Origin of the sequence: Psychrobacter glaciei (assembly GCF_014652895.1) — a bacterium.
GTDB classification, from domain to species: domain Bacteria; phylum Pseudomonadota; class Gammaproteobacteria; order Pseudomonadales; family Moraxellaceae; genus Psychrobacter; species Psychrobacter glaciei.
On sequence record NZ_BMZR01000001.1, the window covers coordinates 1,028,337 to 1,047,431 of the forward strand.

Sequence of the window (19,095 nt, forward strand, 5' to 3'; positions counted from 1 at the left end):
ATTTATACCGTTTTTTTAGCAAAGCCTGCCAGCACTACTAATGACAACATTAGCGATAACAACGGCATAGCAATGATTTTGCTAAAAAAATTTTAACCTAAATTAATCAGCCAACCGCCAAAGGTGACTTATGGACAACGCCCTAGTACAACCCATGAATGAGCAATTCAAAAAGCCACTACCCGATACTGACCTTTATTACTTTGATACCCGTGAAGCCGTTGAGAATATCGAAGTGGGCGCATATGACAAACTACCGTACTCATCCAAAGTACTGTGTGAAAACTTAGTTCGTCGTTGCCCACCTGAAGACTTAACCGCCGCATTGACCCAGCATATTCAGGGTAAGCAAGACCTTGATTTTCCTTGGTATCCGGCTCGCGTCGTTTGTCATGATATCTTGGGTCAGACCGCTTTTGTTGATTTGGCAGGCTTGCGTGATGCCATCGCTGAACAAGGTGGCGATCCATCGAAAGTTAATCCTATCGTTCCTACTCAGCTTATCGTTGACCATTCATTGGCCGTTGAGCACGCAGGCTTTGAAAAAGATGCATTTGAGAAAAACCGTGCTATCGAAGAACGCCGTAACGATGACCGTTTTCACTTTATCAACTGGTGTGAATATGCCTTTGATAACGTCAACGTCGTACCGCCTGGTAACGGCATCATGCATCAAATTAACTTAGAGAAAATGTCGCCAGTGGTACAAGTCGTAAAAGGCAAAGACGGTCGTGAAGTGGCCTTTGCTGACACGCTTGTTGGTACGGATAGCCATACGCCCATGGTTGATGCACTAGGTGTGATTTCAATCGGTGTTGGCGGGCTTGAGGCCGAAAGTGTGATGCTAGGCAACCCATCATATATGCGCCTGCCAGACTTCGTCGGTGTCAAGCTCACGGGCAAATTGCAAAAAGGCATTACAGGTACGGATTTAGTATTGGCGATGACTGAGTTTTTGCGCGATGCAGGCGTAGTCTCTACCTATATCGAATTCTTTGGTGATGGTGCACGCCAGCTAAGTGTGGGTGACCGTGCCTCTATCTCTAATATGACCCCTGAATATGGCGCGACCGCAGCGATGTTCTATATCGATGAGCAAACCATCGATTATTTGCGTCTAACGGGTCGTTCTGAGCCTCAGATCAAATTGGTTGAGCAGTATGCCAAGCAAACAGGTCTTTGGGCTGATGGTATGGAAAAAGCCGAGTATGCTCGTGTACTTGAATTTGATCTGTCAGCAGTCGTACGTAATCTGGCTGGCCCTTCGCGTCCACATGCACGGGTATCGACCACGGATTTGGTTGCCAAAGGCATTGCCCACGGCGCTGACGAAAAACTACCTGAACCAAAAGACGGTCTGATGCCAGATGGTGCGGTTATCATTGCTGCCATTACCAGCTGTACCAACACCTCTAACCCTCGCAACATGGTTGCCGCAGGCCTCGTCGCCCGTAATGCCAATGCAAAAGGCTTATTACGTAAGCCTTGGGTAAAATCATCGTTAGCGCCCGGCTCTAAAACCGTCAAGATGTACTTAGAAGAAGCTGGTCTCATGTCTGAGATGCAGCAAATAGGCTTTGATGTGGTTGGCTTTGCTTGTACCACCTGTAATGGTATGAGTGGCGCGCTTGATCCTGATATCGAAAAAGAAATCATCGATAACGATCTATTCACCACCGCAGTTTTATCAGGCAATCGTAACTTTGATGGTCGTATCCATCCTTATGCCAAGCAAGCCTTCTTAGCATCACCACCACTGGTTATCGCTTATGCTATCGCGGGTAATATTCGCTTTGATATTGAAAAAGACTCATTAGGCCAAGACCAAAACGGTAATGAGGTTTACCTAAAAGACATCTGGTTCGACGATGACGAAGTGGATGCTATCGTGGCAGAAGCCGTGAAGCCTGAACAGTTCAATGCCGTCTATATCCCGATGTTTGATGAGGCCAAAAAAGACACGGGCAAGGCTTTAAGCCCATTATACAACTGGCGCGAGATGACCACTTATATCCGCCGTCCGCCGTATTGGGAAGGCAAAATGGCAGCGATGAACAAATTAAAAGGTATGCGTCCGTTGGCAGTATTGGGCGACAATATCACGACCGACCATATGTCACCATCGAATGCTATTTTGGGTGATTCAGCGGCTGGTGAATATCTTGATACCATGGGCTTGCCTGCCGAGGACTATAACTCGTATGCCACCCATCGCGGTGATCACTTAACCGCCCAGCGTGCCACTTTTGCCAATCCTAAGCTATTGAACGAGATGGTACTCGACGACAGCGGTGAAGTCATCCAAGGATCACTGGCGCGCGTTGAACCAGAAGGTCAAGTCATGCGTATGTGGGAAGCAATTGAAACCTACATGAACCGTGAGCAGCCGCTCATCATCATCGCAGGTGATGGTTATGGTCAAGGCTCAAGCCGTGACTGGGCTGCCAAAGGTGTGCGTCTCGCTGGTGTGGAAGCCGTTGTCGCTGAAGACTTTGAACGTATTCATCGTCAAAACTTAGTTGGCATGGGCGCGCTACCTTTACAGTTCGAAGAAGGTACGACTCGTCATACTTTAAACATTGATGGCACGGAAACCTTTGATGTCACGGGCGAAGTCTCTGCTGGCGGGTTGATGACGCTAGTTATTCATCGTACTGATGGCACCACTACTGAGACACCTATTATCTGCCGTTTAGATACGGCTGATGAAGTCAAAATGTACAACGCAGGCGGTATGCTACAACGCTTTGCCAAAGAGTTTATCGAGGGTACGCTAGATATTGTGTAAATCCTTGCCTTTGCTTCAAGTTTTTTAAAACGTAGAGATAAAAAGAGCTACTTTAAGAGTGGCTCTTTTTTTAATTTTCGCTAAATTAATGAACAAAATTCAGCCTTTGTTCTCTTGCTATAGGTTTCAAACCCTATTGATTTATAATATACTGGTTTGGTTCACAAAGTATTATCCTGATAATTGCATTGTTTTATTGACCTCTTATCAGTTTTTGTTATTTCACAAATTACTGTAAAGACAAAAAGGAAATATAATGAGCACTCCTATCGTAGACAATGAAATCAAGCTGAATAAAAGCAACCCGCCATTGAGCAGTCATCAAGCATCATTACCTCCAAAGCTACCTCTAAAATTAACTGCAAAAACAGATAACCGCCGTCATATTGTCTTGATTGGTGCAGGCTTTGCCGGTATTCGTTGTCTTGAGCAATTGGCCAAATATAGCGCTGATCGTATCACCTTAGTTGACCGTAATGACTATCACTTTTTCCCACCGCTGATATATCAAGTCTCTGCTGGATTTTTAGCGTCATCAGATATTAGTTATCCGCTACGACGATTCATCGAAAATTATGACAATGTGCGCTACCGTCAAGGCAATCTCCTTCGTATCAATACCAAAGATAAAGTCGTGACCCTTGATACAGGCAATGTGTCTTACGATCGCCTGATTATCGCCACTGGTGCTGAGACCAATTATTTTGGTAATAAAGATATTGAAGCCCATGCACTGCCTATGAAGACGATCAAGGATGCCTTGAGTATTCGCAATCATATGCTGGCGCAATTTAATTACGCTGCCTCTTTGCCAGTAGCAGAGCGTGAGCCTTACCTCTCTATTGTGATTGCAGGTGGTGGCCCTAGTGGTGTTGAGCTGGCAGGTGTAATGTCCGAGATTCGCTTATATACGCTACATAAAGAATATCCTGAGCTACTAGAAAATGTCGGTGGTATCACGCTGGTCACGGCTGATCCCGTTTTGCTCGCACCGATGAGTGCTGAGGCACAACGTTATACTCAATTACAGATGGAAAAATTCAAAGTTGACCTTGTTTTTAGTGATCCTGTAGCGCGTTACGATGGTCATATAGTCACACTAAAAAGTGGTAAAACCCTTCATACACACAATCTAATTTGGACAGCGGGTGTCACTTGCGAGCCTATAAACGGTCTTAATCCAGACGATTATGGTCGAGGAAATCGACTAGTTGTCAATAGTCATCTAGCCTTACAACACCACAAAGATATCTATGCGCTTGGTGATATTGCACTGGCGACTCATGATGACAACTATCCGAATGGTCATCCTCAATTGGGACAGGTTGCGAGTAGTCAGGGTACGTACCTTGGAAAATACTTAAGTGACAAAACAGTTGAACCATTTCAATATAAACATAGTGGTGATATGGCGATGATTGGACGCTTAACAGCAGTCGCCGATATAAAAGGCATGCACTTAAAAGGCATCATAGCTTGGCTTGCATGGGTGATTATTCATATCTTGTCGCTCAGCACTGCCAAGAATCGTTTGGCAACAACTTGGAATTGGATGACTGCTTTTTTGACTGGCAATCAGTCGTTTCGGATGGGCATTCAGCCTCACGAAGACAAGTTCACTCTAATCAAAGATAGTACAGAGGCAAAAGAGTCGTAAGTCATAATGATATTGAATGGTTGTACTTAATAGCGTAATATGTACTATATACTGTACAAGTTATAGAGTATGTCATGAAAGGAGTAAGCCATGAGAGTCGTTAGTTTTTCAGAAGCCAGAAAGCACTTAAAGTCCGTCCTAGACACGGTAAATGATGATGCCAACGCCACTATCGTGACCCGCCGTGACGCTGATGATGCAGTGGTGATGTCGCTTGATTATTACAATAGTCTAATGGAAACTGTCTATCTACTAAAATCTCCTGCCAATGCGGCGCACTTAGCGGAATCTATTGCCCAATATAAAGCTGGCAAAACTGTTACGCGTGAGCTAATTGATGCGGCAGAAGGCTGTGGTAAAGGTGATGGTAGCAGCGATGATAGTGAGCATACGGATAGCAACATTGAGAATGCTTGAACTCAAAGGCTTTAATAAACGTAAAAGGTCTGATAATGAGTGAGCAACTAGCATGGACAAATGCTGCGTGGAAGGACTATTTGTACTGGCAGACACAAGACAAAAAAACACTCAAACGTGTCAATAAGCTCATCACCGAATGCAAGCGTAGTCCGTTTGATGGCATTGGCAAGCCTGAGCCCCTAAAAGAGAATCTATCTGGATTTTGGTCCCGACGCATTGATGACGCCAATCGTTTGGTATATGCCGTCGATGATAATTACCTCACGATTATCTCTTGTCGCTATCATTATTAACGAGCGTTCTTAGTCGTTAGGGTTTATTTGTCGATTAAACCACACCCAATCTTATAACCATATAAAAAGGACTTAATACAGTGACCCAAACCAATTCTAAATCAAAACCAAAATTCGCCCCACAAATCTCAGTTCCGGCTACCTATATGCGCGGTGGCACTTCAAAAGGCACTTTCTTTAAATTATCCGATTTACCTGAGCGTTGCCAAGTCGCTGGCGAGTCGCGCGATAAGTTTCTGCTACGTGTCATCGGCAGCCCTGACCCTTATGGCAAGCAAATCGATGGCTTAGGTAATGGCAGCTCCAGCACGTCAAAAACGGTCATTTTATCGGCCTCTGACAAATCAGATCACGACGTGAACTATCTGTTTGGACAAGTCAATATCGCCAAGCCAATGATTGATTGGGCGGGTAACTGTGGCAACTTAACCGCAGCCGTTGGTGCCTGTGCCATTAATATGGGTCTAGTTGATGCTGACAAAATTGCTAGCAGCATCGATGAAGGTGCTGAAAGTGGTATTTGTGAAGTACGCATTTGGCAAGAGAATATCGGTAAAACCATCATTGCGCATGTACCTGTCTATTTAGATGCACAAAACAAAGTACAAGTTCAAGAAACAGGCGACTTTGAATTAGATGGCGTGACCTTCCCTGCTGCTGAAGTCAAAATTGAGTTTATCGACCCTGTGGATGCCACCAGCGATATGTTCCCTACTGGCAACTTGGTCGATGACTTCGATGTAACTGGCTGCGGTCTAGATGCTGATAGTGTCAAAGCCACCTTTATTAGCGCAGGTATCCCAACCATTTTTATGAAAGCGGAAGATTTGGGCTTTACGGGTACTGAATTGCAAGGTGATATCAACAGTGACGGTGAGCTACTTGCCAAGCTGGAGAAAATCCGTGCCACAGGCGGCGTGGCAATGGGATTGTTTAAAGATGTGAGCGAGGCGCAGACTAGCCAACACATTCCTAAAATCGCTTGGGTGGGCGCAGCACAGAGCTATACGGCCTCTAGTGGTAAATCGGTCGATGCAAGCGATATTGATTTAGTCGTACGTGCCATGAGTATGGGGCAATTGCATCATGCCATGATGGGTACAGCAGCAGTTGCTATTGCTGCCGCGGCAACCACACAAGGCACGCTCGTCAATCAAGCGGCAGCTGGTGAAGGTCAATCTGAAAAGCAGCTTAATGAAGTACGTTTTGGTCATCCATCAGGTACATTGCTTGTCGGTGGCAAAACTGAACTGGTTGATGGACGCTGGCAAGCCAAAAAGGTATCGATGAGTCGTTCAGCAAGGCGTATCATGGTTGGTGAAGTTTTTGTACCAGCGGATGCTTTTTAAGCGTTAACTCTCGTCTCACCATATATCATTAACATCCCACCTATAGTAACTAAGGCTAAGCCAGCGATTTTATAGATATCTATCGCTTTAACCTCTAAGCCAAACAATCCAGTTTGGCTTAGTATCAGGGCAAAATACATTTGCCCAAGAAACACCCAAAGCAGTGTATTACCTGCGCCTATCTTTGGCGCGGCAATAAACATGAATAAGATATAAAAACTGCCCAAAAATCCTGGCAACCACATCCACCACGTCGCGTTTTCGATCATTGGCGGCTTGATACCTCCACTCATTATATACGACAGTACTAAAGAAGCTAATGCACCTCCTAAGTATAAATAAAAGGTAGATTGTATTTGAGAGGCTTGTGTACTTTCTCGAAAAGCATTGACGATGGCCAGTTGCAGCGGAACAATAGCACCACCTAAAAGGCTGATTAAGACGTAAGGAAGGATTTTCAAACGGTATCCACCAAAATGAAATAAAAAATCTCTCTATATAATACTAAACTTTATTTCAAAAATTTAATATAAATACGATTTAGTGAAATATTAATACCTATGAGTTAAGCGTTTATGCCAAATTCTCCCCAACCGAGCCGCACGTCACTAGATAAGCCACTAGACAAGAAACCTCCGATCAAGAAAACTGAACGGGGGGCGTTGCTGTGGGATATCCTCAAAAAACTGGCAGTATTTGCCGCGCCTTATAAAACCTTAATTATCGCCACTTTAATACTAACAGTGCTTGGCTCGTTTACCGCTCAGGTCAACGCCTTTGTATTGCGTTATACCGTTGATACCTTGACCGAAATTGCCACGCTTGCTGATCCATGGCAGGCTGGTCTTCGGATGCTAGGGATTATTAGTGCAGTGCTCTTGACCAAAGAAATACTATCAATATTTATCTCTTTTGGTCAGCGCTTTTTTGGTGAAAAGATTCGTATTAACTTGTCTCGCGACTTGTCCCAAAAAATCATTGAGCGCATTCTCACTTATCGCATGGCTTTTTATACCAGTAGCGAAAACGACAGCGGCAAATTGCAAACGCGTATTGATTATGGGGTCAGTAGCTTAACCAGTTTAGTGCAAAACTTCTTTATCGATATGCTGCCGCTGTTTGCCAGTGCGATCGTCTCACTCATGATCATGTTTTCGACCAATTTTTGGATAGGCTTGGTCGGTCTTATTATCATTCCGATATATTTCTTCATCAGCCAAAAACAAGCGCGGCGTCTGCAAGGCTTTCGTCGTCAGATGCGTGGCTATAGAGAAGCTAAGAGTGGGTTGGTTATCTCGCTGATTAACTCTATCAGCGTAGTGAAATCCTTTGTCCGCGAATCTATTGAGGCGGAGAAGCATTTAACCATTCAAAAAGAGATGACAGATAATCAGCTGCGTATTCGCAGTATCGGTTTTATTTATGATGCGATAAAGACCTTTATCGAGCAGATTGGTGTGGTGGTTATCATTCTTCTCACCGCTTATTTTGTATTAAAAGGTGAGATGACGATTGGCATGATTTTGTTTCATGTCATGCTGTTCCAAAACGTCGCGGCCCCTATCCGTCAATTGCATCGCATCTATGATCAGATTAATAACGCCCTGACCTATGCCGAAGGTTTTTTTGAGATATTAGAAGATGACGAGCAAGTTGAAAATATCAGTGGCAGAAGTAGTAAAGACTTAAAAGGTCACATTGAGCTAAAGAACGTTGATTTTACCTATCCTAACGGTACACAAGCACTAAAAGATGTCAGCTTTACTATTAAGCCAAATCGTATCACTGCACTGGTAGGCTTAAGTGGTGCTGGCAAGAGTACGATTATTAGCTTATTGGTAAAATTTTACGCGCCGGATGCTGGCATGATATGCTTAGACGGGCATAATTTAGCCGACTGCGATACGCATGAATTGCGTCAAAATATCGGTTTGGTACTGCAAAGCAATCATATTTTTTCCGGTACGATTAGCGAAAATATCCGTTATGGTGATATGAATGCGACTGATGAAGATATTATCATTGCAGCAAAAAAAGCCTCCATCCATGAGCAAATTATTAATTTATCTAAAGGTTATGAGAGCACCGCAAAATCCCTATCAGGCGGTCAACAGCAGCGTATCGCCTTGGCAAGGATGTTTTTAAAAGACCCACCTATTGTGTTTTTGGATGAGCCAACCGCCAGCCTCGATGCGATTGCCAGCCAACAAGTGAAGAAAAGCCTAGATCTCATCAAAAAAGATCGCACCGTGATTATGGTCTCACACAATATTGCCCAAATCATCGATGCTGATGACTTGGTCGTGATAGAAGATGGTCGCGTGGTTGAAACCGGTACGCACGAGGCACTTTATGCCCAGCGTGGCAAATATTTTGAAATCTTTAGCGCTATGTCGGATAGCCTAAACTTAGATAAGATCAGCCAGACCCTAAACGGTTAGGAATGGTTAATACCTGCCTAAATCGTTATAATGCCCATTATTTTACCGCCTATTGCCAGAAGCTAGCCCACTATGACTTGTGAATTTTCTATAAAAACCTTTGACGAGCTGACCGCAGTTGATCTTTATCATATTTTAAAAGCGCGCTCGCAGGTCTTCGTTGTCGAACAAAACTGTGCGTACCAAGATATGGATGAGGTGGACTTTGATTGTCTGCACTTAGTTGCGCATAAAAATGAAACGCTAATTGGCTATTGCCGCATCATTCCACCTGAATTCAATAAGCTGAAGTCCAATTTGTCGGTCGCCGACCCCGCGGTTAAGACCAATCATACGTCTATGCCTGCCATCGGTAGAGTGCTGGTATTATCAGAGCATAGAGGGGACGGCCTAGCACGGCAGATGATGAATCAAGCCATTGCGCATTGCCGCAAAAAGTATGGTAAGAAGCGCCCGATTATACTCTCTGCACAGGCTTACTTACTCAGCTTTTATGAGTCTTTGGGTTTTGTGCCTGAAGGCGAGCATTATCTTGAGGACAATATCGAGCATGTGAAAATGGTGCTATACGTTGCTAAGAAAAACAAAGTCAAAAAAGAGAGCACGGATACCGCGACAACGACGACCAAAATTTTGGGATTTTTGCTGTTTATTATGGCCGCTTTGTTTATTTTAGGTCTGCTGTATTTAATGATTTAAACGGCTGCTAACGTCTTAATTCTTAACATAATTCAATTTGGTTGTTCCATATTGAGTATGCTACTTTTAAATGATGACTGCTTTAAAAGGATAACCAAGATAATTGGTTAAAGAAGTAGCACACTCAAGGAAAAGGAGACGACCATGTCAAATGCCAATTCAGATACAACCAATCCGGATATAAGTAGTGCGACAGTAGAAAGCAACGTCCGTCCAGAATATGACGATGAAATTCAAAAAATCGCCGACTATGTTTTAACTTACTCTATCGATAAAGACTCCGAAAACAGTGATGACGCTTGGAGTACCGCCCGTTACTGTTTGATGGATACACTGGGCTGCGGTTTACTGGCGCTACGTTTCCCTGAATGCACCAAGCACTTGGGCCCCGATTGCCCCGATCAAATTACCCCAAATGGCGCGCGTGTGCCCGGCACGAATTATCGTCTCGACCCTATCAAAGCCGCCTTTGACATAGGCTGCATCGTACGCTGGCTAGACTATAACGATACGTGGCTGGCGGCTGAATGGGGACATCCGTCAGACAATCTCGGTGGCATTTTGGCAGTCGCAGATTATATTAGTCAGCAAAACGTCAGCCAAGGTCGCGCACCGCTCACCATGAGAGACGTGCTCGAATCGATGATTATGGCGCACGAAATCCAAGGCGTATTGGCACTAGACAATTCCTTTAACCGCGTTGGTCTTGACCATGTATTCTTAGTAAAATTGGCCTCAACTGCGGTCGTCGCCAAGCTCTACAACCTACCTCGTGAGCGTATCATGGCGGCTATCTCACAAGCCCTCGTCGATGGACAAGCACTACGCACCTATCGTCATGCGCCCAATGCAGGAAGCCGCAAGTCTTGGGCCGCAGGTGACGCGACCAGTCGTGCGGTACGCTTGGTAGATATCACCAAACGCGGTGAGATGGGTATCCCCGGCGCACTAACCGCACCGCAGTGGGGTTTTTATGATGTGTTGTTTAGCCACACCAATAAAGACTTAGCCACCAAACCCGAAAGCGAGCGTCGCTTTACCTTCCAGCGTGACTTTGGCAGCTATGTCATGGAAAACATCTTATTTAAAATAAGCTTCCCCGCTGAGTTTCATGCGCAGACGGCATGCGAGGCGGCCGTTATTTTGTACCCGCGTATCGAAGACAGAATTGATGACATCGAAAAAATCGTTTTGACGACGCATGATTCAGCGATTAGGATCATCTCCAAACAAGGCGAGCTTGCCAATCCTGCTGACAGAGATCATTGCTTGCAATACATGGTGGCTGTGCCGTTGCTCACCGGAGATCTAATGGCAGAGAACTATGAAGATGATTACCATGAGCAGCATCATATATTAATCGATGAGTTGCGCCGCAAAATGGTGGTAGAGGAAGATCCGCGTTATTCAAAAGACTATCATGACCCAAGCAAACGTTCGATTGCCAATGCCATTCAAGTGTTCTTTAAAGATGGCACCAGTACCGATAAAGTCGCTGTAGAATATCCCATCGGTCACAAACGCCGCCGTGAAGAAGGTTTGCCTGTATTAGAAGCCAAGTTTCGAGCCAGTCTGGCGACGCGTTTTATAGACAGTCGCTGCGAGGCTATTTTTGCGTTATGCAGCGATCAAAAACGCTTGGAGCAGACACCCGTGCATGAGTTTATGGACTTGTTTATGGCGAACTAAGCATTTGCTCACCTAGAGATTTACGCTTAATTTATCCTTGTCTTATCAATAAAATAGGGCGTGTCGTTAATATCATGATAACGACACGCCCTATTTTGTTCTATTGAGTTGAATCAATTTTAATATTCAATCGTTTGGCGCTACCAAGGTATAGATTCCCCTGCCCAATCAACAAAGCTGCCAGATTGCGCAGCCGTCATGCGGCTTAGCACTTCTAATAAGCATTCTGCACTATAGGCTGGCGAGAATAATTGCCCATCAGCCACATTACCTTGAAAAGGCGCTGACAGTTGCGTGTTGACCGTCCCCGGCTGCATGACCACCACGCACACATCTTTTAGCGACCGTGACCATTCGATACTCAGATTTTTCATGCCCATATTGAGCGCCGCCTTGCTCATCCTATAGCTATACCAACCGCCCAACTGATTGTCACTGATGCTACCGACTCGTGCAGAAATGGTGGCAAAAACGGCAGGACTGTCATTGCTACGCTCAGATTTGGCCAATAAAGGTTTAAAGTGCTTAGCAATAAGCAGACCGGCCAAGGCATTGACCTGCATATTTATTAAGAAAAAATCCGTCTCAATCTGCCGTAGTGATTTTTCGGGTTGCTGCGTCGCAGTATGTAGGAGTCCTGCACAGTTAATGAGCCAATCAATATGGCTGGTATGCTGGCTAATGACATCCGCCGCTTGTTTGATACTCTGTTCGTCACAGATGTCCATGGGCACCCAATAGAGATTGTCCGCTGCAAAATTAGGAACGCTCTTATGGTAAGTGGCAAAGACGCTCAGGTTGTCTCCATCATTATTGTTGGCCGTACTCTCTACCAATTGCTCTACCATGGCTTTGCCAATGCCACCCGTACCGCCGATGATTAGATAAGTTTTGGTACTCATAACGATTCCTTTTTTTGTGTTTCTAAAATGAGGACATGCCTAGTGTATGGCTTATCTTTATGGTTATGACTATCCTGTCTATCATTCATTCTGGCTGATTTTTATCACCTTTACCATGACAAAAATGCTTAATAATGACTCATTTAGTTAGCATTGGTTTGTGACGCTGCAAAATAACAGCAGTAATTGCCATTATATATACGCTACAATAATTAAAAATTGTCTTCTAAATGAACGCCTTTATACGGATATTATCACCTTATGCTCTCACCACAAGATCAATTGACTGAGCTGGTACGCACGCTTGAGACGCAGCAGCATGTCTTTGCCACTGACCCGCTACTCATCACGGAAAAACTGCAAAATGAGGATGGAAAACCCGTCCAAAAACTGCACCGCCGTGCCTCACGTATCGATAGTAACGGTGCGCTAGCACGTGTACTCGGCAAGATTGATGGACGCATAAAAGGCATCATGGTGGTCATGAGTGTGGTGTGGTGTATCTCGGGGTTTTTAGGGTTATTTACCTTACTACAAGCCAATGTCGTCAATTTCTTTTATGTCTTGGTCTGTTTGCTTGGGTTTCATACCCTTATGCTGGCTGGTTGGCTGGTCATGACCTTGCTTAACCAAGGTCGTCAGTCGCCCAGCGGGTTTGCCAGTTTTGTTAGCCCCAGTTATCTTATCCGTGGCAAAGATGATATTACCCAAGCGGCGGTTGACTTGTACGAGCGTCAATTACAGCACAGTGGTATGCGCTGGTATTTGGGTCGTTTTAGTCATCAGTTATGGCTTGCTACCTTAACCGGTATGCTCTTTGCGATTATATTCTTATTGATCGTGCGCCAATATAGCTTTAGTTGGGAGTCGACGCTGCTATCCGATCAGGCATTGATTACCCTCACCCAAGTGCTTGGCTGGCTGCCCAGTATGGTCGGATTTGGTGTACCTGACAATGCCGCTATCGTGCAGAGTCGACTGGTGACTGATGCCATGCCATTGTCTGTCGCGCGGCAATGGGCAAGCTTGTTAATTGGTAGTTTGCTGATGTATGGTATCGTGCCACGGGCGATAGCGTGGGCGTTTTGTGCTTTCATGTTTCGTCGTAAAAAAATGCGTTTGGATATCAAGCTGCCTTATTATCAAAAAATCCTAAATTTTTGGCAGCGTCATGTGGTTGATGCCAACGATTTTACTGAGGTAGCGGCGCCTATCGCTCCAAAGGCAACTGTCAGCGCTGGCAAGAAGCTGGTTGCGCTACTGGAATATCCTTCAGAACAAGATAACTGGTGGCAAAAAGGTCTGGATGCCAATACTGATGATAATAGTGAAATAGAGAATTTCGGCATCGTTGATGACCGCGATGATATGGATCGATTAACAGTGTATCTAAAGACCCATCCAGTACAAGTCTTGCTTGGTATGCATAGCAAAGCACTGCCTGATCGTGGCACGCTACGCAAGCTCGATCAAATTGCGGCTCATGCTAAAGACGGGCTGATTGTGCAGCTACTTAATGATGAGTCTGACACTACTGACGCCTTGCAACAAGATGTGCGATACCAACAATGGCAAACGGCTCTATCAGCACGAAATATTGGCTTGGTAAGTACTTATACTGCTTAATAAAAAACGATAATAACTTTTTAAAATTTTCGCTAGACTCTAATAAATATAATACGGGATCAGATGATGGATAATAATAAAACGAAGAATGAGCCTGTCGGTCTCTTTGCCGACAAGGCATTAAAAGATGAGCCTATTAACGTAGAAAATTCAACGACAGCACCTACCCAGCCTATTAACATTAATAAAACCAGGGCTAGCCATACAGCCAACGTCGCCACTTCCATTGATACCAGTTCTAATTTTATTGATGAAGCAGAAGATTCAACAACTCGCGAGAGCAAGAAAACCACGATAGCCAGCGGTGAGGCATTAAAATTGGCAGTAGTCGGTCATACCAATACAGGTAAGACCTCTATTTTGCGCACCTTATTACGTGACGTGTATTTTGGTGAAGTCAAAAACGAAGCCGCGACGACACGCCATGTCGAACGCGCCCAACTGACCGATAGTCAGACTGGTGAAGTATTGGTGGCGTTATATGACACCCCAGGTCTAGAAGATGCATCGGGATTGATGGATTGGTTGGAAGACAATACCGCCAGTCGTCGCGATGGTATTGAACGTCTACAGCAATTTTTGGCAGCTGATATCGCTCAAGGTGGTGATGCGTTAAGTAGCAATGAGGACTATAGCCAAGAAGCCAAAGTTATCCGCCAATTGCTGGCAAGTGATATGGCGGTTTATGTCGTCGATGCTCGTGAACCAGTGTTGGGTAAATACAAGGATGAACTCACCATTTTATCGTGGGCAGCGATACCTGTTATGCCGGTGTTCAACTTCACTGATAGCCAAAATGCCAATATTGATGAGTGGCAGACCATGCTGGCAAGACGCAATCTGCACATTTCTACCCGCTTCGATTCAGTCGCTTTTGAATTCGAAGATGAAATGCATTTGTGGCAAAATCTTGCGACCATGCTCACCCATTCAGAGATGCTTGAACAGCTCATGCAGAGACGCACAGAAGACTGGGCACAGCTATACGATGAGGCTAATATCATCATTGCGGATTTTTTATTGAACGTTGCCGCTTTCGTGCGTGAGATTAGCGATGATGACGACCCGATGCCAGTATTGCAGCAAATGCAAGAAGCCGTTAGGCAAAGTGAGCGCGCTATGCAGCACAATCTGCTTAATTTATATAAATTTTATGATAATGCGGTAGCAGCGACTCCGCTTGAGTTACAAGCGTATCAGCAAGATCCTTTTGACCCTGAACTGCTCAAAAGCTATGGAATTCGTACGACATCGGGCGCGGCAGCTGGTGCACTGCTCGGATTGGGCATTGATGCGGCAGCACTTGGCACGACGTTGGGATTGGGTGCGGCAATAGGTGGTATCGCAGGTGGGCTATTATCGAATACCAGTAGCATCGCCGACCGGATTACTGGAGTAAAACGCTTATACATTGACCCTGCTACCCTAACCTTGCTCGCCACTCGTGCGATAGATTTACTCACTGCCCTACGCCATCGTGGTCACGCTGCGACTGATGCCACGCAGCTATTATACAAAGGTGATAAAGATAGTAACGATCTGTCTGGAGAAGACAATAACGTGACACCATGGCCAACGAATAAGCTACCAAGCGAGCTAAAAAAAGCACGGGGCAAACCGCAATGGTCATCGCTCAGTAGTGGTAAAGCAGAGCTTGCCCAAAGTTTGCGGCTCGACATGGCATGGTCGCTTTCAGGGAAATTGCAGTCGTATAAGCGTGAGTCATAAATTGCTAGCGAACTATCTATGTACTCTATGCATTTAACAACGCACTCAATGCTTCAGTGCCGCGTACGTCAGTTTGCTGCAGATAAATTGGATATAGCGGATACTTGGTAAAAATTCTCTCTATATCTTGCATCAATTGCTGCTGGCGCTCAGCACGATGGCGCCAAAACTCATCAGACTGTGCGGGTGCGATGAGCTGATTGATGACTATCGCTGCTGGCGTGAGTTTGCTGTCTTCTAACTGTTCGATAGCACGTCTGGTCTCAGCCAATGGTAAGACATCGGCGGTCATAACCAATACAATAGCAGTCTGCTTACGGTCATGTAGCAGTGCTCCCGCCTGACTAAACAACTTTTTACGTTTCTCCAGCACCGATACTGCTTGCTCCCAGCGATCAGATTTCTTTGCGGCAAACGGATTGGTAACATCGTTTTTGAGGCTATCTGTTTGATCGCCCTTTTGATTGTGACTGTCCAAATGTGTTGCTACCGAGCGCAGTTTCGCCTGTCGCCGTTGCTGTGCCAGTAGACCATCCGTCCATGCACCCATCATCTCTGGTAGTACCAGCAATCGTAAGGTATGACCTGTCGGCGCGGTATCAAATATTATATGATCATAACCAGCATGTGCCGCCTCGACTAAATGGTGGCACATGGATTCAAGCATCGCTGCTTCTTGGGCGCCGGGTGCCGACTTAGATAGTCGTAGATGCTCACGAATTTTTGGCATCATATCTGGATTGGCGTAGGATTTAATTGTGCGTTCAACTTGGGCAAAATGCTCATCGACAATCACGTCAGGATTCAGTTCAATGGCATCGAGATAAGGTGATATCGTAGTTTTTTCGTTCTTTAAACGCATATTGAGCACATCGCCCAAGCTATGTGCTGGATCGGTCGAAACAATCAGTGTTTTTTGCTGCTGGCTTGCATAGTAGCTGGCTAGTGCAGCAGCAGTGGTGGTTTTCCCCACGCCGCCCTTCCCACCGATAAATATAATCGGTTGTGTCGCCAGCTGCTCTACCAATTTATGTAAAGGGTGTAATGCCATATTTTTATCTCGTTATTCAATCAATACTTATTTTTTATAATCAACAAATTCTTAGCAGCAACCAACATGGTCAAATGGACATCTATCCATCCCCATACGCGTGTGCCATTCGTGGAAATTTTCTAAAAACAATGGCTGTAGCTCTAGTGTATAAAAGCTGGCTGGGTTATCAATTCCCAAGCTCTCAGCAAACATAAGCAACATAAAAAAATCTTCTTCATCACGAGCAGCGCGCGCCATCGTCTGTCGATAAGGCGCATGGTAAAACTCATTCAATCCAGCCACAAACCGTTGCCACCATGGTTGGGTATTTTCTAGCTCATTTGGTGTGTTTTCGTCGTCCATAATGACCTCTTATTTTATTTAATACTTATAATCCATCATGCCTATCCGATACAAAAAACGCCAGCAATTGCTGCTAGCGTTTTTTGTTAGATAGACATTCAGTATGATTTAGCGTTTAAGCGTCGCCGCTTTTACCCTTGTGTATCGACCACTCTTTACGCAATACCGATAGACTCTCAAATGTCACTAAAATCGTGGCAACCAAGATAATGATGTCCATAATGATAAGTAGCCAATTACCATCAGTAAAGAAGGTTTTGAGCTGAATCAGTAGTGCAAATACGGTCATAACTAGTAAAAATGATAATGGTGCTAAGGTATACCAGACTGGTTTGCCTTTACGTAACAAGATAACAGTGACAATCATGAGTGTTAGTGCCGCCATTAACTGGTTAGTCGTACCAAATAGTGGCCAGATAATCATACCACCAGCACCATCGATACCACCGGCACCAAATGCCAATAGCAAGCAGCTTCCGACAGCCAATAGTGTTGCGACGACACTTTTATTCAGTACAGGCAACTTGTAAATCTCACCAACTTCTTGGAAGATATAACGTTGCAAACGTACGCCAGTATCCATTGTAGTACCTGCGAATAGTGCAGCCATTACCGTCAGCATCGTCTGTGATAGCACCATATCGATGCCGACGCCCGCATTCAAGATGGTCGCACCGCCATCGATAAAGGCACCAATAGAGCCGTCACCAAATTTTTGGTAAACTGCTTGCCAATCACCAAGAGTAGCAAAACCTGCCGTAGCAGCCAAAATTGCACCCAGTGCCAGCATACCTTCGCCCAGTGCGCCAAAGTAACCAACGAAACGGACGTCTTCTTCTTTATCAATCTGCTTAGAAGTCGTACCTGTCGCGACCAAACCATGGAACCCTGATATCGCACCACAAGCAATTGTCACAAATAACAATGGCATGAGTGACGGCGTGCCAATTGGCAACGCGGTGTTAATAGCGGGCGCGACAATATTTGGCGTAGCAATAAAAATAGCAGCATACAGCAGAATCAAACCGACAAATAGCTGCAGGCCATTGATATAATCGCGTGGTTGCAACAGCATCCAGACAGGTAATAATGAGGCGACCGCCGCATAACCAAACAAAATAAGAATCCAGACAGCGTTATCAGGTAAACCCATGACGGTTTCAGGTAACACAATAGGGAACATAGGGCCAAGATAGATCAGCCCATATAGAGCACTTACTCCGATAATTGATACCCAGACCAAATTCATCTTGTAGCGATAAATACACTGTCCAATGATAAAGGCAACCACTAAGGCACCCCAGACTGGTAACACAGCAGATGGAGTTTTGATCATCATATTAGCAATAGCAACACCAAATACAGCATTCACCATTAGTAGTAATAAGAAAATAACGACCATCATCAAACTACGGACACGTGTGCCCATAACATTACCAGCGATAGAGCCAATCGACTGGCCTCTGTTGCGCATACTCGCCCAAATGGCCGACATATCATGCACACCAGCCATAAAAATAGTGCCCAATACCACCCAAATGATGGCAGGCACCCAGCCCCAAATAACCGCAATTGCAGGACCAATAATCGGTGCTGCCCCTGCCACTGACGTAAAATGATGTCCCCATAATACATACTTATTGGTAGGCACATAATCTACCCCATCTTTCATTGTATGTGCAGGCGTTGGACGACTGTTGTCCAATGCTAAAATTTTGGTGGCGATAAATTTTGAGTAAAACACGTAGCCGCAGAGCATAGCAGCCACAGCGAACACCAGTACAATAGCACTATTCATCTTATCTCTCCCTAGACAAGTATCGGTAGCCTTATAAGTTCAAGCTTTTTGAATTAAAATATGAAAAATATGCTAAATTAGTATGCGATGATTGACTCAGCTCACCTATCGTTTAGGTAAATCCTAGCAGTTTGTAAAACTATTGCCAATCAACAAAGTCATGTAAAAGTCATGTATTTTATAACTAGGGCATTTCACTAATTCGCATCTCGTGTGATGAGCCTGAGATTAAAGACTTTGTTTAAATAATAACCGATTTGACGATAAATGTAATGCTGGTTAAACATAAAAAACAACAAATAAAGGAAG

The 19,095-nt window shown here is 44.8% G+C and carries 14 protein-coding genes and 1 pseudogene; 10 read left to right on the plus strand and 5 right to left on the minus strand.

The window, feature by feature from the left end:
• Positions 1 to 154: 154 nt before the first annotated feature.
• The 5 genes and pseudogenes from acnD to prpF all read left to right on the plus strand — a co-directional run bounded on the left by acnD (position 155) and on the right by prpF (position 6,507).
• The gene (gene acnD, locus IE130_RS04220; RefSeq protein ID WP_189582578.1) at positions 155 to 2,788 is read left to right on the plus strand and encodes a Fe/S-dependent 2-methylisocitrate dehydratase AcnD; all 2,634 of its coding nucleotides are present in this window, start codon (positions 155 to 157) and stop codon (positions 2,786 to 2,788) included.
• 256 nt (positions 2,789 to 3,044) lie between these two features.
• A complete protein-coding gene (locus IE130_RS04225) occupies positions 3,045 to 4,445 on the plus strand; it encodes an NAD(P)/FAD-dependent oxidoreductase (RefSeq protein ID WP_227676124.1) in 1,401 nt (466 codons plus the stop codon).
• A gap of 90 nt (positions 4,446 to 4,535) precedes the next feature.
• A pseudogene (locus IE130_RS04230) lies at positions 4,536 to 4,793 on the plus strand (type II toxin-antitoxin system Phd/YefM family antitoxin); the annotation flags it as partial.
• 104 nt (positions 4,794 to 4,897) lie between these two features.
• A complete protein-coding gene (locus IE130_RS04235) occupies positions 4,898 to 5,158 on the plus strand; it encodes a Txe/YoeB family addiction module toxin (protein WP_189582095.1) in 261 nt (86 codons plus the stop codon).
• 80 nt (positions 5,159 to 5,238) lie between these two features.
• Positions 5,239 to 6,507 (plus strand): 2-methylaconitate cis-trans isomerase PrpF, encoded by a 1,269-nt coding sequence (gene prpF, locus IE130_RS04240; RefSeq protein WP_189582098.1) that lies wholly within the window; start codon positions 5,239 to 5,241, stop codon positions 6,505 to 6,507.
• Here the strand turns inward: prpF and IE130_RS04245 are convergent.
• A complete protein-coding gene (locus tag IE130_RS04245) occupies positions 6,504 to 6,968 on the minus strand; it encodes a DMT family transporter (RefSeq protein ID WP_189582101.1) in 465 nt (154 codons plus the stop codon). The two genes, prpF and IE130_RS04245, sit on opposite strands and share 4 nt — an antisense overlap.
• 114 nt (positions 6,969 to 7,082) lie before the next feature.
• Between IE130_RS04245 and IE130_RS04250 the strand changes: the two genes are divergently transcribed.
• The 3 genes from IE130_RS04250 to IE130_RS04260 all read left to right on the plus strand — a co-directional run bounded on the left by IE130_RS04250 (position 7,083) and on the right by IE130_RS04260 (position 11,336).
• Positions 7,083 to 8,948 carry an ABC transporter ATP-binding protein gene (locus tag IE130_RS04250; RefSeq protein WP_189582104.1) on the plus strand — a complete coding sequence of 622 codons (1,866 nt, stop codon included), beginning with the start codon at positions 7,083 to 7,085 and terminating at the stop codon, positions 8,946 to 8,948.
• Positions 8,949 to 9,020: 72 nt separating this feature from the next.
• The gene (locus tag IE130_RS04255; protein ID WP_010200440.1) at positions 9,021 to 9,647 is read left to right on the plus strand and encodes a GNAT family N-acetyltransferase; all 627 of its coding nucleotides are present in this window, start codon (positions 9,021 to 9,023) and stop codon (positions 9,645 to 9,647) included.
• Positions 9,648 to 9,791: 144 nt separating this feature from the next.
• Positions 9,792 to 11,336, plus strand: a complete 1,545-nt coding sequence (locus IE130_RS04260) for a bifunctional 2-methylcitrate dehydratase/aconitate hydratase (protein ID WP_189582107.1) — start codon at positions 9,792 to 9,794, stop codon at positions 11,334 to 11,336.
• Positions 11,337 to 11,476: 140 nt separating this feature from the next.
• Here the strand turns inward: IE130_RS04260 and IE130_RS04265 are convergent, their stop codons facing one another.
• The gene (locus tag IE130_RS04265; protein ID WP_189582110.1) at positions 11,477 to 12,238 is read right to left on the minus strand and encodes an SDR family oxidoreductase; all 762 of its coding nucleotides are present in this window, start codon (positions 12,236 to 12,238) and stop codon (positions 11,477 to 11,479) included.
• A 261-nt stretch (positions 12,239 to 12,499) separates the two neighbouring features.
• Between IE130_RS04265 and IE130_RS04270 the strand changes: the two genes are divergently transcribed.
• Both IE130_RS04270 and IE130_RS04275 read left to right on the plus strand, forming a co-directional pair.
• Complete coding sequence (locus IE130_RS04270) at positions 12,500 to 13,864, plus strand: DUF2868 domain-containing protein (RefSeq protein WP_189582113.1); 1,365 nt, start codon at positions 12,500 to 12,502, stop codon at positions 13,862 to 13,864.
• 66 nt (positions 13,865 to 13,930) lie between these two features.
• A complete protein-coding gene (locus tag IE130_RS04275; RefSeq protein WP_189582117.1) occupies positions 13,931 to 15,592 on the plus strand; it encodes a GTPase/DUF3482 domain-containing protein in 1,662 nt (553 codons plus the stop codon).
• A gap of 25 nt (positions 15,593 to 15,617) precedes the next feature.
• Here IE130_RS04275 and IE130_RS04280 read toward each other — a convergent pair whose 3' ends face one another.
• The 3 genes from IE130_RS04280 to IE130_RS04290 form a co-directional block, all read right to left on the minus strand.
• Positions 15,618 to 16,643: an ArsA family ATPase gene (locus tag IE130_RS04280; protein WP_189582120.1), complete on the minus strand. Its 1,026-nt coding sequence runs from the start codon at positions 16,641 to 16,643 to the stop codon at positions 15,618 to 15,620.
• Positions 16,644 to 16,694: 51 nt separating this feature from the next.
• Positions 16,695 to 16,988, minus strand: a complete 294-nt coding sequence (locus tag IE130_RS04285; protein WP_189582123.1) for a cory-CC-star protein — start codon at positions 16,986 to 16,988, stop codon at positions 16,695 to 16,697.
• A 115-nt stretch (positions 16,989 to 17,103) separates the two neighbouring features.
• Positions 17,104 to 18,786 (minus strand): carbon starvation CstA family protein, encoded by a 1,683-nt coding sequence (locus IE130_RS04290; RefSeq protein ID WP_189582126.1) that lies wholly within the window; start codon positions 18,784 to 18,786, stop codon positions 17,104 to 17,106.
• Between the last annotated feature and the right edge of the window lie 309 nt (positions 18,787 to 19,095).

Excerpts from the sequence above, each read along its gene's own strand:
- acnD (WP_189582578.1), top strand. The coding sequence starts at position 155 with ATGAATGAGCAATTCAAAAAGCCACTACCCGATACTGACCTTTATTAC.
- IE130_RS04225 (WP_227676124.1), top strand. The coding sequence starts at position 3,045 with ATGAGCACTCCTATCGTAGACAATGAAATCAAGCTGAATAAAAGCAAC.
- IE130_RS04235 (WP_189582095.1), top strand. The coding sequence starts at position 4,898 with ATGAGTGAGCAACTAGCATGGACAAATGCTGCGTGGAAGGACTATTTG.
- IE130_RS04250 (WP_189582104.1), top strand. The coding sequence starts at position 7,083 with ATGCCAAATTCTCCCCAACCGAGCCGCACGTCACTAGATAAGCCACTA.
- IE130_RS04255 (WP_010200440.1), top strand. The coding sequence starts at position 9,021 with ATGACTTGTGAATTTTCTATAAAAACCTTTGACGAGCTGACCGCAGTT.
- IE130_RS04260 (WP_189582107.1), top strand. The coding sequence starts at position 9,792 with ATGTCAAATGCCAATTCAGATACAACCAATCCGGATATAAGTAGTGCG.
- IE130_RS04265 (WP_189582110.1), bottom strand. The coding sequence starts at position 12,238 with ATGAGTACCAAAACTTATCTAATCATCGGCGGTACGGGTGGCATTGGC.
- IE130_RS04270 (WP_189582113.1), top strand. The coding sequence starts at position 12,500 with ATGCTCTCACCACAAGATCAATTGACTGAGCTGGTACGCACGCTTGAG.
- IE130_RS04275 (WP_189582117.1), top strand. The coding sequence starts at position 13,931 with ATGGATAATAATAAAACGAAGAATGAGCCTGTCGGTCTCTTTGCCGAC.
- IE130_RS04280 (WP_189582120.1), bottom strand. The coding sequence starts at position 16,643 with ATGGCATTACACCCTTTACATAAATTGGTAGAGCAGCTGGCGACACAA.
- IE130_RS04285 (WP_189582123.1), bottom strand. The coding sequence starts at position 16,988 with ATGGACGACGAAAACACACCAAATGAGCTAGAAAATACCCAACCATGG.
- IE130_RS04290 (WP_189582126.1), bottom strand. The coding sequence starts at position 18,786 with ATGAATAGTGCTATTGTACTGGTGTTCGCTGTGGCTGCTATGCTCTGC.